This is a genomic window from Pseudonocardia broussonetiae (assembly GCF_013155125.1).
GTDB lineage: Bacteria > Actinomycetota > Actinomycetes > Mycobacteriales > Pseudonocardiaceae > Pseudonocardia > Pseudonocardia broussonetiae.
Genome location: NZ_CP053564.1, coordinates 2,766,997 through 2,781,038, shown reverse-complemented (window position 1 = coordinate 2,781,038; position 14,042 = coordinate 2,766,997). Strand labels below are relative to the sequence as shown.

Sequence of the window (14,042 nt, the reverse complement as noted above, 5' to 3'; positions counted from 1 at the left end):
CGCCGCATGCTGCTGTCGACTCAACTCCAGTACGGCGACGACCCGATCAACAACGCCGAGGCGGTGGTCGGCCTGGAGAAGGCGGGGCTCGACGTCGTCTGGGTGGCGGAGGCGTACAGCTTCGACGCCGTCTCGCTGATGGGGTACCTCGCGGCGCGCACCGAGCGCCTGCAGATCGGCTCGGGGATCCTGCCGATCTACAGCCGCACCCCCACCCTCACCGCGATGACGGCGGCCGGGCTCGACGCCCTGAGCGGCGGCCGCACGATCCTCGGTCTCGGCGCGTCCGGCCCGCAGGTCATCGAGGGCTTCCACGGCGTCCCCTACGACAAGCCGGTGGCCCGCACCCGCGAGGTCATCGACATCTGCCGGCAGGTCTGGCGCCGGGAGAAGGTGCAGCACGAGGGGCTCTACTCGATCCCGCTGCCCGAGGGGCAGGGCACCGGCCTGGGCAAGCCGCTCAAGCTGATCAACCACCCGAAGCGCTCCGACATCCCGATCTGGATCGCCGCGCTGGGCGACAAGAACGTCGAGCTGACCGCGGAGCTCGCGCAGGGCTGGCTGCCGCACGTCGTGCTGCCGGAGCGGATGCGCGAGACGTTCGGTGCCGCCCTCGACGCCGGCACCGCGAAGCGCGCCCCGGAGCTCGGTCCGCTGCAGATCACCGGCGGCGGGATCCTCGCCATCGAGGACGACATGATGGACGGCGCCCGGCAGCTGCACCGGCACATGAGCGCGCTGTACCTGGGCGGCATGGGCGCGCGCGGCAAGAACTTCTACAACACCGTCTTCCAGCGCCAGGGCTACGCCGACGAGGCGAAGACGGTGCAGGACCTCTACCTCGACGGCAAGAAGGAGGAGGCCGCGGCGTCGCTGCCCGACGAGTTCCTCGCGCACACCTCGCTGATCGGCCCGCCGTCGTTCGTGAAGGAGCGGATCGCTGCGCTGCGTGAGGCGGGAGTGACCCACCTCCACGTCAACCCGATCAGCTCGGACCCGCAGAAGGTGTTGTCGCAGGTGAAGGAGTGGCTGCAGTAGGTGACGGGGGGGCCGTGTCGGTGACGAGCGGTGACCGGATCACACTCTGAGGTGTACCGGTCCTCGTCACCGATCCCCGGGAGCGTGCGTTGCTCGACCTCGTCATCGCCACGTCCGACGACCCGATGGGGCCGGAGCAGTACCGGTTCGTGGCGACGGACGCGTGGTGGCTGGGCAGCTTCGGCGCGCACCAGCACCTCACCGAGCACCGGCTGCGCACCTGGATCCCCGCGCAGCCCGATCGCGACTGGCTGCTCGACCGCTCGCTGACCGGCCGCCAGCGCTGGCTCACCGGCTCCCTGGAGCAGGCGCAGGAGGACGGGTTCGAGCTGCACGACGTCGCCCCGGTCGGGCTGTTCCGGGCGCCCTACGGCGAGTTCCACCGCGAGCGCGACCGCTGCGTCGAGCCCTCCCAGCGCCGCCGCGGCAGCTGGCAGGCCCCGACGCCGGAGTTCCTCGACCGCCTCCCCCGCGATCCCGCCGCGCTCCTGCAGCGCCTGCAGGACGACCACCCCGGCCGGTGGGCCTCGCCGTTCAGCGGCGCCGTCGACGCCCTGCGCACCTGCCTCGTGCCCGCCGACCTGCGCGCCGCGCTCTACCAGGCGCTCACCGGGCTGCCGGGCGTCACGCTCGCCGGCGGGACGTCCGCGTTCGACGGCCGCGAGTGCCTCGTGCTCGTCCACGACGCCGGGCGCACCCGCACCGAGCTGATGATCGACATCGCCGACGGCCAGTTCGCGGGCGAGCGCGACACCACCCGCACCGAGTCCCGCTGCGACCTCCCGCTCCACACGCTCATCGGCGAGACGGCCGTGCACAGCGCGGTCGTCGACGAGCTGGGCGAGCAGCCGTAGCCGACGCGCCATCTACCGGAGCGGCTGCTCCGGCCCGCCGTGGTCGGCCTCGGCCCGCGGCCCGTGGATGCGCCGCTCGGACTCCGCGATCGGCACGTCGTTGATGCTGGCCTCGCGGCGGCGCATGTAGCCCTCGGCGTCGAACTCCCAGAGCTCGTTGCCGTAGGAGCGCCACCACTGCCCGTCGACGTCGCGGCACTCGTACTGGAAGCGCACGGCGATCCGGTTCCCCTCGAACGCCCACAGGTCCTTGCGCAGCGCGTACTCGAGCTCCCGGTCCCACTTCCCGCGCAGGAACTCGGCGATCTCGGCGCGGCCGGTGACGAACCGGTCGCGGTTGCGCCAGACGGAGTCCTCGCTGTAGGCCGCCGCGACCTTCTCCGGGTCGCGCGTGTTCCAGGCGTCCTCGGCGGCCTGGACCTTCCGGGCGGCGGTCGTGGCGTCGAACGGGGGAAGCGGTGGGCGGCTCACGGGAGTCCTCTCGTCGGGGGCCCGGATCATCCCGCGCGCGGCCGTACGGCGCACCGGGCACCACCTCGTGCCCGATGTCTCCCCGCCGTCACCTCTGCCGCGATACCCGGGCCGCACGCCGGGGACTAACCTGGCGTGAAGTCCCGGCGAAGACGCGATCCGATCAAGGCGGTCCTCAGCGTGTCCAGCAGCAGTACCTCGAACCCGGCCAGTGACTTCGGTCCCAACGAGTGGCTCGTCGAGGAGATGTACCAGCGCTTCCTCGACGACCCGTCCACGGTCGACCCGGCATGGCACGAGTTCTTCGCCGACTACCGCCCCGGGGACGGCACGCCCGCCGACACCAACGGCGCCGCCTCCCCGTCGACGCCACCGGGACCGCCCCCGACGCCCACCGCCGAGCCCGCGGAGCCCACCGAGGAGCGCCGCACGGCCGACCGCGCCGCGATGGAGCCCCCGGCCGCCAACGGCGCCGCGCCGGCGAAGAGCGAGCCCGGGAGGACGGCTCCGGAGAAGGCCGCTCCCGAGAAGAAGGCCCCCGCGCAGGCGGAGAAGAAGGCCGCGCCGGCCGCGGAGAAGGAGAAGGCCAAGCCGGCCGCCGGCTCGTCGAGCCAGGCCGCGAAGCCCGCCGCCCCCATCGGCGGCGACGGCGAGTCCACGCCGATCCGCGGCGCCGCCAACGCCGTCGTCAAGAACATGAACGCCTCGCTGGCCGTGCCCACGGCCACGAGCGTGCGCGCGGTGCCCGCGAAGCTGCTCGCCGACAACCGCGTCGTCATCAACAACCAGCTCAAGCGCACCCGCGGCGGCAAGATCAGCTTCACGCACCTGATCGGCTACGCGGTCGTCAAGGCGCTGGCCGCCTTCCCGGTGATGAACCGGCACTTCGTCGAGGTCGAGGGCAAGCCCACCGTCGTCCAGCCCGACCACGTCAACCTCGGCCTGGCCATCGACCTGCCCGGCAAGAACGGGCAGCGCTCGCTCGTCGTCGTCTCCATCAAGGGCTGCGAGGCGATGACGTTCGCGCAGTTCTGGTCGGCCTACGAGGACATCGTCCGCAAGGCTCGCAACGGCGCGCTCACCGGCGAGGACTTCGCCGGCACCACGATCAGCCTCACCAACCCGGGCACGCTGGGCACCAACCACTCCGTGCCGCGCCTGATGCAGGGCCAGGGCACGATCGTCGGCGTCGGCGCGATGGAGTACCCGGCCGAGTTCCAGGGCGCCAGCGACGAGCGGCTCGCCCAGATCGGCATCAGCAAGATCATCACGCTGACGTCGACGTACGACCACCGCATCATCCAGGGCGCGGAGTCCGGCGACTTCCTGCGCCGCGTGCACCAGCTCCTGCTGGGCGAGGACGACTTCTACGACGACATCTTCCGCTCGCTGCGGGTGCCCTACGAGCCCGTGCGCTGGGTGCAGGACATCCCCGACGGCGCCGTCGACAAGACCGCCCGCGTCATCGAGCTGATCGACGCCTACCGCACGCGCGGCCACCTGATGGCCGACACCGACCCGCTCAACTACCGCCAGCGCCGCCACCCCGACCTCGACGTGCTCTCGCACAGCCTCACGCTGTGGGACCTCGACCGCGAGTTCGCCTGCGGCGGCTTCGGCGGGCGCGAGCGGATGAAGCTGCGCGACGTGCTGGGCCTGCTGCGCGACTCCTACTGCCGCACCATCGGCACCGAGTACATGCACATCGCCGACCCCGAGCAGCGCACCTGGCTGCAGGAGCGCATCGAGGTGCCGCACCAGAAGCCGCACGCGGCCGAGCAGAAGTACATCCTGTCCAAGCTCAACGCGGCCGAGGCGTTCGAGACGTTCCTGCAGACCAAGTACGTCGGGCAGAAGCGGTTCTCGCTCGAGGGCGGCGAGACCGTCATCCCGCTGCTCGACGCGGTGCTCGACAAGGCCGCCGAGCACGAGCTCGACGAGGTCGTCGTCGGCATGCCGCACCGCGGCCGGCTCAACGTGCTCGCCAACATCGTCGGCAAGCCGATCAGCCAGATCTTCCGCGAGTTCGAGGGCAACCTCGACCCGGGCCAGGCCCACGGCTCCGGCGACGTCAAGTACCACCTGGGCGCCGAGGGCAAGTACTTCCGGATGTTCGGCGACGGCGAGACCGTGGTGTCGCTGGCGTCCAACCCGTCGCACCTCGAGGCCGTCGACCCGGTCCTGGAGGGCCTCGTCCGCGCCAAGCAGGACCTGCTCGACAAGGGCGAGGGCGGCTTCACGGTCCTGCCGCTGATGATGCACGGCGACGCGGCGTTCGCCGGGCAGGGCGTCGTGGCCGAGACGCTCAACCTCGCGAAGCTGCGCGGCTACCGCACCGGCGGCACCGTGCACGTCGTCGTCAACAACCAGGTCGGCTTCACCACCGCCCCGGAGCACTCGCGGTCCTCGCAGTACTGCACCGACGTCGCGAAGATGATCGACGCGCCGGTCTTCCACGTGAACGGCGACGACCCCGAGGCGTGCGTCTGGGTGGCCAAGCTGGCGGTCGAGTACCGCGAGCGCTGGCACAACGACGTCGTGATCGACATGATCTGCTACCGCCGCCGCGGCCACAACGAGGGCGACGACCCCTCGATGACGCAGCCCGCGATGTACGACGTCATCGACGCCAAGCGCAGCGTCCGCAAGATCTACACCGAGTCCCTGATCGGGCGCGGCGACATCTCCATGGAGGAGGCCGAGCACGCGCTCAAGGACTTCTCCAACCAGCTCGACCACGTGTTCAACGAGGTCCGCGAGCTGGAGAAGACCCCGGCCGTCGCGTCGCCGTCGGTGGAGGACGAGCAGTCCATCCCCACCGACCTCGACACCTCGATCCCGCTGGAGGTGCTGCACCGCATCGGCGACGCGCACGTCGAGCTGCCCGAGGGCTTCACCGTGCACCAGCGCGTCAAGCCGGTGCTGGAGAAGCGCCACAAGATGTCGCGCGAGGGCGACATCGACTGGGCCTTCGCCGAGCTCATCGCGATGGGCGCGCTGGTGATGGACGGCAAGCTCGTGCGCCTGTCCGGGCAGGACAGCCGCCGCGGCACGTTCGTCCAGCGGCACTCGGTCGTGATCGACCGCCGCACCGGCGAGGAGTACTACCCGCTGCGCAACCTGAGCAAGGACCAGGAGCGCTTCCTGCCCTACGACTCGGCGCTGTCGGAGTTCGCGGCCGTCGGCTTCGAGTACGGCTACTCCGTGGCCAACCCCAGCGCGTTCGTGGCCTGGGAGGCGCAGTTCGGCGACTTCGTCAACGGCGCGCAGTCGATCATCGACGAGTTCATCTCGTCCGGCGAGGCGAAGTGGGGCCAGACCTCCGACGTCGCGCTGCTGCTGCCGCACGGCCTCGAGGGCCAGGGCCCCGACCACTCGTCGGGCCGCATCGAGCGGTTCCTGACGCTGTGCGCGGAGGGGTCGATGACGGTCGCCGTGCCGTCGGAGCCCGCCAACTACTTCCACCTGCTGCGCCGCCACGCCATGGACGGGATGCAGCGCCCGCTGATCTGCTTCACGCCGAAGTCGATGCTGCGCAACCGCGCGGTCGTCAGCCCGGTCTCCGACTTCACCGGCGGCCGGTTCCGCTCGGTCATCGACGACCCGCGCTACCGCGAGAACGACGGGCCCGCGGGCGACGTCCGCCGCGTCCTGCTGTGCAGCGGCAAGATCTACTGGGAGCTGGCGGCGCAGCGCGAGAAGCGCGGCGTCGACGGCGTGGCGCTGGTCCGCATCGAGCAGCTCTACCCGGTGGCCGACCGCCAGCTCGCCGCGGTCCTCGACCGCTACCCGAACGCGGAGGACATCCGCTGGGTGCAGGAGGAGCCGGCCAACCAGGGCGCCTGGCCGTTCCTCGGGCTGGTGCTGCCGGAGAAGCTGCCGCGCCTCGTCGGGTGGCGCCGCGTCTCGCGCCGCCGGATGGCCGCCCCCGCCGCGGGGTCGTCGAAGGTGCACGAGGTCGAGCAGAACGCCCTCATCGACGAGGCCTACGAGGACCTGTAGCCGTGTACTCCACCGACCGGGGCATCGAGGAGCTCGCGCAGCGCCGGGAGGGCGAGTCGGTCAGCATCGAGTGGCTGGCCGACCGCCTGCAGGCGTTCGTCGACCTCAACCCGGCCTTCGAGGACGCCGTGGAGCGGCTCTCGACGTTCCTGGCCCGCGACGACGCCGACGACGACCCCGACGCCTGACGCCGCGCCGGCCCTCGGCACCCGGTACCGGCGCGACGAGACCCCGACACGGCCGCAACGAGACCCCGACTCGCGGGCCTTTCGAGCCCGCGAGTCGGGGTCTCGTTGCGCGTGTGTCGGGGTCTCGTTGCGCGTGTGTCGGGGCGTCAGCGGGGGCGCAGGCCGAAGCGGCGCCGCCGGGCCGCCTCCTGGAGCGCCTCGAAGCTCCGGGTGGCCTCGGCGTCCAGCTCGTCCACCCGCGCCGGGTCGACGCCCGGGGCCGGGGCGGGCGGGGGGCGCAGCGTCAGCCACGACTCCTCCCACAGCATCTCCAGCGCCGCCTCCCACCGCACCGCCACGACCAGGCGGGTGAGGCCGGCGCGGGCGGCGGCCTCGCTCATCGCGTCGTGCTGGGCGACGCGGCGGTAGCCCAGCGCCGTCGCGCGCTCGGCGTCCTGCTCCCGCAGGTCCTGGGCGGCGCCGCTCAGCCCCTCAACGATGTCCTTGTACTCCCGCGCGGCGCTCACGGCTCCTCCGACGACGGCACGATCACGACCTCCGGGCGGGAGTGCTGGGCGCGGTCGTAGAACAGCCCCCGGCCCGGCCGCGGCGACCAGGACAGCATCATCCCGGGCACCAGCGCCCCGAGCTCGCTGCCCTGGACGTCGAGCGCCACCCACGCGCCGACGTCGTCGGGCGTGGCGCTGATCGAGAGCGTCGACCGCAACCGCGCGACGCTGCGCCACCAGCCCAGCACGTGCACGCCGGTCTCCGGGCCCGACCGCAGCACCCGGCGCAGCGCCTCGATCCCCTCGCGCTCCAGCACGGGATCGGCCGCGTCGGCGCCGAGGAGCACCAGCAGCACCGGGTGGCGCGGGCCGCCGCCGAGCCGGGCCACCACGTCGGCGGCGAGCGCCTCGATCCGCTGCCGCACCCCGTCGAGCATCACGACCTCCGGCGCGTGCCCCGCGGCGGTGAAGCGGGCCAGCAGCGCGCGGGCGTCGGCCAGCAGCGGCGCGACGACGACGTCGACCGACCCGGCCGGGTACTGCGCGGCCAGCGACCCGGCCGCCGCCCCGATCACGCGCCCTGCGTCCTCGGCGTCGGCACCGAGCACGGCGACGTTGCGGCCGGGGGTGTCGGCGAGCGCGGCCGTGGCGGGGCGTCCGGCCACGTCGATGCACTGCCCCAGCAGCGCCTGCGGCGGGCCGCCCGCGGGCAGCAGCGGCAGCAGGTCGGCCACGGCGGGGGCGCGGCTGCCGTCGAACAGCACGGGCTCCGGCCTGCCGGTGGACCAGGTCTCGTGCAGCACGCGCTGCACCTCGTCGGTGGTGCCGCGGGCGGTGGCGTCGGGGATGCGCACGACCTCGTTGCCGTGGCGCACGCCGGAGTCGTGGTTGACGATCGCGTGCCAGCGCGGGAGGTCCATCGCGGCCTCGTTGAGCTCGCCCAGCACCCGGCGCGCGCGGGGCAGCGCGATCCGCAGCACGAACTGCTCGAACACCGCGGGCCGCCCCCAGAACGCCTCGATCCCCGACACGTCCTGGCTGGCCAGCACGAGGTGGATGCCCTGGCTGCGCCCGCGCCGGGCGACGTCCTCGAGCAGCGCGGTGGCCTTCTTCGTGACGTCGTCGCGCTCGGAGAACAGGAGCTGGAACTCGTCGATGACGGCGACGATCCGCGGCCACCGCCCCTCGGGGTCGGCCCCGCGCAGCTCCTCCAGCTTCGTGACCTCGTGGTCCTTCGCGGCCTCGGCGCGGCGGCGCATCTCGTCGGCGAGGAACTGCAGCAGGGCCAGCCCGAACTCGCGGTCGGTGTTGATGTTGACGCCGACGAGCCGCGCGTGCGGCAGCCACGTCGTGTCCCGCCGCCCGCGCGTGAACTGGGCGAACGAGACGCCCTCCTTGAAGTCCAGGAGGTAGAACTCCAGCTCGTCGGGGTCGTACCGCGCGGCCATCGAGCTGATCATCGTGAGCAGCAGGTTGGTCTTTCCGGTGCCGCTCGGGCCGCCGATCAGGGCGTGCGGCGACTCGTCGGCCAGCACCACGTCCAGCGGCATCCCGTCGGCGAACCCGATCGGCGCGCGCAGCCCGGTGACCGACCGCTCGCGGCCCCAGCGCCCGGCCGCGGGCAGCAGGTCGGCGAACGCGCGGGCGTGGCCGTGCTCGTGGGCGTCGGCCAGGGTGTGCGCCGCGCGGGTGACGGCGTCGCGGGGCAGCGGCGGGTCCGGCGTGACGACGACGTGCTCCCCCGTCATCGACGACGTGGCCGCGCCGCCGTCGTGCAGCCGCACCGTCTCGTGCGGCGCCTGCAGCGTGACCGGCACGTCGACGAGCACCAGCGAGACCCCGGACGCGAGCCCGCCGCGGGAGATGCGCTGGAGCTGCCAGTGGTCCTCGTCGGCGAGCGGGCGGCCGTTGCCGACCAGCACCGTGACGATCCAGGGCTTGACCCGCGTGCCCGTGGCGGCGACGTGCGAGGCCAGCGTGGGGTGGCCGTCGATGAGCAGGCGGGTGTGCACCCGGCGGATCCGGTCGGACAGCTCCTCCAGCAGGTGGGAGAGCCGGCCGGGGTCGTGGACGGTGAGCAGGCCGCTGCGGGTGAGCGGGTAGAGGCCGGGGACGACGCCGGTGAACTGGCCGACGTCCCACACGTGCAGCCGCACCAGCCCGGGCGTGAAGTGGCTGACCACCCGCATCAGCAGCGTCTCGACGAGCGCCTCGGCGTGCGCGCGCCCGTCGCCCGACGAGGTGATCTGCAGGTGCGACTCGTCGAGCAGCGGCACCCCCACCGGCCACGTGACGGCCCGGGTCAGCGACTTCCCGGCGGCGCGGGTCGGCGACCCGATCCGCGCCTCCCCGATCCGCCAGAGCCCGGGCACCTCCTCGATGCCGTCGGACTTGCCGACCTGCCCGAGCCAGCGCCCCGGCTCGAGGCCGGCCGACAGCGGCGCCGCGCGCTCCAGGAGCTCGGTCAGCGCGGCGGGCCCGGTGCGCAGCCACGGGTCGAACGCGGCGGCCCGGTCGGCCTCCACCCGCGCGACGACGTCGGCGAGCTGCGGGTTGGCCAGCGGCACGGCGAGCGCGGGGTCGGCTCGGGCGTCGTCGAGGCCCTCGGTGCGCAGCCACTGCTCGACGAGGGTCTCCGCGTGCGCGCGGACGGCCGCGTCCTGCAGGCCGTCGGCGGCGCCGAGCGCGGCCGCCAGCGCGCCGTGGAGCTCGTCGAACGCCTCGGTGATCCGCTGCCTGCGGCCGGACCGCCCACCCACCATGGAGAAGAGACCTCAGATGCCGGTCGCGTAGCCCTGCGCGGTCTGCGTCGCGGCCGTGACGGTGTGCTGCACCTCGACGATGTCCGACATCGCCTTGGACAGCAGCGCGATCGCCTCGTGCGCGGTGTCCTGCGCACTGGACTCGGCGGTCTGCACCGTGGCCGCGCGGGCGTCCGCCAGCACGTCGTGGGCCTGCTGCAGGTGCCCGAGGCTCTGCAGCGCGATCTCGGCGGCCCGCGCCATGCTCGCCCGGACCTCGTCGACGCTCGCCATCGTCTTCCCTCCCGTGGAACGGGGCCTCGTGGTCGGCCCCCGCGACCCCGCGCGGACCTTAGCGCCCAGTGCACCGCACCCCGGACCGCCCCGCCACCGCGGCGGCCAGCAGTGGCCGCGGTCACGCCGCCCCGATACGTTGCCGGGAACGGCGGCGACGGGGGCCACAGCGGATGACGACCGGGGTCACCAGCACAGCACCGACGGGGCTCGGGTCGCGGTTGCGCCAGGTCGGGCCCGGCCTGCTCGCCGCGGCCGCGGGGGTCGGGGCGGGCGACCTGGTCGCCACGATGGTCGCCGGCTCGCGCTACGGCACCGCGCTGCTGTGGGCCGCGGTGCTCGGCACGGTGCTGAAGCTGGCGCTGGCCGAGGGCGTCGGCCGCTGGCACCTCGCCTCGGGCGCCACCCTGCTCGACGGCTGGCGCCGCATCGGGCGCTGGGCGACGGTGTTCTTCGGCATCTACATCGTCATCTGGGGCTTCGTCTACGGCGCCACGGCGATGTCGGCGGTCGGGCTGCCGCTCAACGCGCTGTTCGGCGGCCTGCCGGTGCGCTACTGGGCGATGATCGCCGGCGTCGTCGGCCTCGGGCTCGTCTGGGCGCAGCGCTACGCGGTGTTCGAGAAGTTCATCACCGTGCTGGTACTGATCAAGTTCGTGTCGGTCGTGTCGGTGGCGGCCCTCATCGGCCCCGACCTCGGCGCGCTCGCCGGCGGCCTCGTCCCCACGCTCCCCGACGGCTCGATCGTCTACGTCCTGGGCCTGATCGGCGGCGTCGGCGGCACGATCACGATGGCCGCCTACGGCTACTGGATGATCGCCAAGGGCTGGCGCGGCACCGGGTGGCTGTCGGTGATGCGGCTGGACAACGCCGTCGGCTACGTCATGACCGGCATCTTCGTCGTCGCGATGCTGATCATCGGCGCGGAGATCCTGCTCGGCCAGGACCTCGCCTCGGGCGACACCGGCCTGCTCACGCTGGGCACCGAGCTCGGCGAGCGCTACGGCGACTGGGCGCGCGTGCTGTTCCTCGTCGGCTTCCTCGCGGTCACCACGACCTCGCTGCTCGGCGTGTGGAACGGCGTCAGCCTGCTGTTCACCGACTGGGTCCGCACGATCCGGCTGCCGCACGGGCGCGACGCCGACCCCACCGCGCCCGAGCGGCCCTACGAGGCGGGCGCGGCCGAGCGCAGCCTCCCGTTCCGCGGCTACCTGCTCTGGCTGACGATCCCGCCGATGGGGCTGCTGTTCTTCGACCAGCCCTTCGCGCTCACGCTGGTCTACGGCGTGCTCGGCGCGGCGTTCATGCCGTTCCTCGGCGGCACGCTGCTCATCCTGCTCAACGCGAAGCGGTTCGTCCACGACGGGCGCAGCGGCTGGCTGTCCAACGTGCTGGTCGGCGCCGCGGCCGCGCTGTTCGTCGTGCTGCTGGTGACCGACCTGGTCAACCGCTTCGGCTGACGCGCGGCGGCCCCCTCAGACCATCCCGACCAGCATGACCGTCATCGCCCCGGCCATGGCGACGTGCGCGAGCGCGGCGGTGCGGGCGTCGCGCAGGACGGCGGTGCGCACGAGGACGGCACCGGGGGCGGGCACGCTCCCGAGGCGGTCGCCGCAGCGCAGGGCGTGCCAGGCGAACCAGCCCGCCAGCACCATCGCGAGCAGCGGCGCCGGGCCCCACCCGCCCCCGTGCCCGCCCAGCAGCATGAACAGCATCGCCCCGCTGCCGACGACGTGCTGCACGGCGTCGTCGCGACCGCGCCCGGCCGGGAGGCGCAGGGCCGCGGCGGCGAACCAGGCGCCGCACACCAGGAAGACCGCCGCCCAGACGGGTCCGGGCACGGGGTCGCCGAGCGGCGAGAACATCGCCGCCATCCCGAACCCCATCGCGGCGTGCGCGGCCTCGCCGGGCGGGTCGAGGCGCAGGCGCAGCAGGTGCACGGCGGCCACCGCGAGACAACCGACGGCGAGCACGACCGCCAGCGTCGTCATCAGCACGGGTGAACGATAAGCACGCCCGCGCCCCCGGATCCAGGTCCGTCACACGGTGTTCACGGCGACCATCATCGCCATGTCCTCGTGCTCGAGGTTGTGGCAGTGCAGCACGTAGCGGCCGCGGTAGCCGGTGAACCGCACCGCCACGTCGACGACCTCGCCCGGCCGCACGTCGACGGTGTCCTTCCAGCCGGCGTCGAACGGGCCCGGTCCCCCGCTGCCGCGGCGCAGCACCCGGAACGGGTCGAGGTGCACGTGCACCGGGTGGTGGACGTCGGTCACGAAGCGCCACACCTCCGGCTGCCCGAGCGGCGTCTCGTACCGCCGCGAGTCCGGGTCGAAGCCCTCGTCGTTGATCGTCCAGCCGCTGTGCCCGCCGGTGTCGCCGCGGGCGAAGGTGAACGTGCGCAGCGGCGCCCCGGCCGGCACGGCGGGCGGCTCGACGTCGGAGAGGCGCTCGGGCACGGCGCTGTCGTCGCGCGCGGTGCGGACGACCCGGAACGCCATGACGTCGGCGGTGCGGCCCTCGCCCAGCGCGTTCGTCATCCGGACCTCGGTGCCGACGGGCACCGCGGAGAGGTCGACGACGACGTCGAACCGCTCCCCGGGCGCGATGTCGAGGACGTCGTGGCGCACCGGTGCCGCGAGCAGCCCGCCGTCGGACCCGATCTGCACGAACGGGACGCCGCCGTCCAGCACGAGCCGGTAGCGGCGGGCGTTGGAGGCGTTGAGGATGCGGAGGCGGTACCGGGCGGCGTCGGCCTCGTGCACCGGCCACGGCGCCCCGTTGACCAGCACGACGTCGCCGAGCACACCCGCGCTCCACGCGTCCTCGACGCCGGGCAGACCGCGCATCCCCCGGTCCAGACCGGGGTAGGCGAACTCGCCGTCGGCGGTGAAGGAGCGGTCGCAGAGCATCAGCGGCAGCTCGCGGTCACCGCGCGGCAGCGGCAGGGCGTCCTCGACGTCGTCGCGCACGAGGTGGAAGCCCGCGAGGCCGCGGTAGACGGCCGGGGCGGTGAAGTCCATGCGGTGGTCGTGGTACCAGAGCGTGGCCGCGCGCTGCGTCATCGGGTAGCGGTGGTCGCGCTCGCCCGCGACGACGTCGCCGGTCATCCGGTGGTGCCCGGTCCAGCCCTGCGCGTCGCCGACGGGCAGCAGGAGGTCGAGCGGCCAGCCGTCGTGCTCGGGCGGGGTGTGGCCGCCGTGCAGGTGCACGACGGTGGGCACCGGGAGCTCGTTGCGGTGGCGCACCACGACCTCCTGGCCGGAGCGGCTCTCGATCGTCGGCCCGGGGAAGATCCCGTCGTAGCCGAGCACCGGCGTGCGGACCCCGGGCAGCACCTCCTGCTCGGCCACGCGCTGGGTGATCAGGTACCGGCCGGGCGCCACGGGCCGCGCCACCGGCGGTACCGGCAGCGGCACGCGGTAGGGCGCCGGCAGCGGCAGCGCGCTCACGAGCTGCCGCCCGGTCGACCCGGTCGCCGGCCCGCACCCGACGAGCGCGGCGCCGGCGGCGGCCCCGCCCAGCAGCGCGAGGAACCGGCGACGCCCGATCGGGCTCACCGGGACCGCCCCGCCGACGGGCTCCACACCCAGATCGCGAGCAGCACCGACGCCAGCACCACCGCGACGCCGAGCGGCACGTGCAGGGCGAGGTCGCGGGAGTACCCGGCGCCGACCTGGATGCCGATGGCGAGGAACAGCACCACCCCGGCCGGGGCCACCCACAGCCGCCCGCGCCCGGCGAGGACGTAGAGCAGCGTGAGCCCGATCAGGACCAGCCCCGACGCCGCGAGCAGGCTGCCGACCAGGCCGTGCGCCGCGATGGCGTCGATGTCGCCGGTGAGGAACCGCCCGGCCAGCACGGGCTGGGCGAGCACGGCGACCAGGTGCAGGGTGAGCAGGAGGCGCAGCGGCCACAGCGTGAGCCGCATCGAGGTGTCCACGACGGCCACGCTATAGGTAGTGG

Annotated in this window: 12 protein-coding genes; 5 read left to right on the top strand and 7 right to left on the bottom strand. The window is 73.6% G+C overall.

What is annotated here, in order from left to right; all coding sequences use genetic code 11:
• Nucleotides 1-6 precede the first annotated feature (6 nt).
• Both HOP40_RS13945 and HOP40_RS13940 read left to right on the top strand, forming a co-directional pair.
• Nucleotides 7-1,038, top strand: a complete 1,032-nt coding sequence (locus HOP40_RS13945; RefSeq protein WP_172158500.1) for an LLM class F420-dependent oxidoreductase — start codon at nucleotides 7-9, stop codon at nucleotides 1,036-1,038.
• An 89-nt stretch (nucleotides 1,039-1,127) separates the two neighbouring features.
• Nucleotides 1,128-1,892 (top strand): hypothetical protein, encoded by a 765-nt coding sequence (locus HOP40_RS13940; RefSeq protein ID WP_172158497.1) that lies wholly within the window; start codon nucleotides 1,128-1,130, stop codon nucleotides 1,890-1,892.
• A 12-nt stretch (nucleotides 1,893-1,904) separates the two neighbouring features.
• On the opposite strand, the gene HOP40_RS13935 is transcribed toward HOP40_RS13940, so the two are convergent.
• On the bottom strand, nucleotides 1,905-2,393 hold the full coding sequence (locus HOP40_RS13935; protein WP_172168322.1) for a nuclear transport factor 2 family protein: 489 nt from the start codon (nucleotides 2,391-2,393) through the stop codon (nucleotides 1,905-1,907).
• Nucleotides 2,394-2,609: 216 nt separating this feature from the next.
• Here HOP40_RS13935 and HOP40_RS13930 point away from each other — a divergent pair, with 216 nt between their 5' ends.
• Both HOP40_RS13930 and HOP40_RS13925 read left to right on the top strand, forming a co-directional pair.
• Nucleotides 2,610-6,365 (top strand): multifunctional oxoglutarate decarboxylase/oxoglutarate dehydrogenase thiamine pyrophosphate-binding subunit/dihydrolipoyllysine-residue succinyltransferase subunit, encoded by a 3,756-nt coding sequence (locus tag HOP40_RS13930; RefSeq protein WP_240157785.1) that lies wholly within the window; start codon nucleotides 2,610-2,612, stop codon nucleotides 6,363-6,365.
• 2 nt (nucleotides 6,366-6,367) lie between these two features.
• Nucleotides 6,368-6,553, top strand: coding sequence for a DUF6104 family protein (locus HOP40_RS13925; RefSeq protein WP_172158494.1), 186 nt, complete (start codon nucleotides 6,368-6,370; stop codon nucleotides 6,551-6,553).
• A gap of 146 nt (nucleotides 6,554-6,699) precedes the next feature.
• On the opposite strand, the gene HOP40_RS13920 is transcribed toward HOP40_RS13925, so the two are convergent.
• From HOP40_RS13920 to HOP40_RS13910, 3 genes are read right to left on the bottom strand one after another with little or no spacing between them, the layout of a single operon-like run.
• On the bottom strand, nucleotides 6,700-7,059 hold the full coding sequence (locus tag HOP40_RS13920; RefSeq protein WP_172158493.1) for a hypothetical protein: 360 nt from the start codon (nucleotides 7,057-7,059) through the stop codon (nucleotides 6,700-6,702).
• Nucleotides 7,056-9,803 (bottom strand): FtsK/SpoIIIE domain-containing protein, encoded by a 2,748-nt coding sequence (locus HOP40_RS13915; RefSeq protein ID WP_172158492.1) that lies wholly within the window; start codon nucleotides 9,801-9,803, stop codon nucleotides 7,056-7,058. Before HOP40_RS13915 ends, HOP40_RS13920 begins: the two co-directional genes overlap by 4 nt.
• A 12-nt stretch (nucleotides 9,804-9,815) precedes the next feature.
• A complete protein-coding gene (locus HOP40_RS13910) occupies nucleotides 9,816-10,076 on the bottom strand; it encodes a hypothetical protein (protein ID WP_172158491.1) in 261 nt (86 codons plus the stop codon).
• 173 nt (nucleotides 10,077-10,249) lie between these two features.
• On the opposite strand from HOP40_RS13910, the gene HOP40_RS13905 reads away from it, so the two are divergent.
• Nucleotides 10,250-11,536, top strand: a complete 1,287-nt coding sequence (locus HOP40_RS13905) for an Nramp family divalent metal transporter (protein WP_172158490.1) — start codon at nucleotides 10,250-10,252, stop codon at nucleotides 11,534-11,536.
• A gap of 15 nt (nucleotides 11,537-11,551) precedes the next feature.
• Here the strand turns inward: HOP40_RS13905 and HOP40_RS13900 are convergent, their stop codons facing one another.
• Genes HOP40_RS13900 through HOP40_RS13890 form a run of 3 tightly spaced genes read right to left on the bottom strand, consistent with a single transcriptional unit; the run spans nucleotide 11,552 to nucleotide 14,019 of the window.
• On the bottom strand, nucleotides 11,552-12,067 hold the full coding sequence (locus HOP40_RS13900; protein ID WP_240157784.1) for a DUF5134 domain-containing protein: 516 nt from the start codon (nucleotides 12,065-12,067) through the stop codon (nucleotides 11,552-11,554).
• A gap of 48 nt (nucleotides 12,068-12,115) precedes the next feature.
• Nucleotides 12,116-13,636, bottom strand: a complete 1,521-nt coding sequence (locus HOP40_RS13895) for a multicopper oxidase family protein (protein WP_172158485.1) — start codon at nucleotides 13,634-13,636, stop codon at nucleotides 12,116-12,118.
• Nucleotides 13,633-14,019 carry a hypothetical protein gene (locus HOP40_RS13890; protein WP_172158474.1) on the bottom strand — a complete coding sequence of 129 codons (387 nt, stop codon included), beginning with the start codon at nucleotides 14,017-14,019 and terminating at the stop codon, nucleotides 13,633-13,635. The genes HOP40_RS13895 and HOP40_RS13890 overlap by 4 nt, the downstream gene beginning before the upstream one ends.
• Nucleotides 14,020-14,042: the final 23 nt, after the last annotated feature.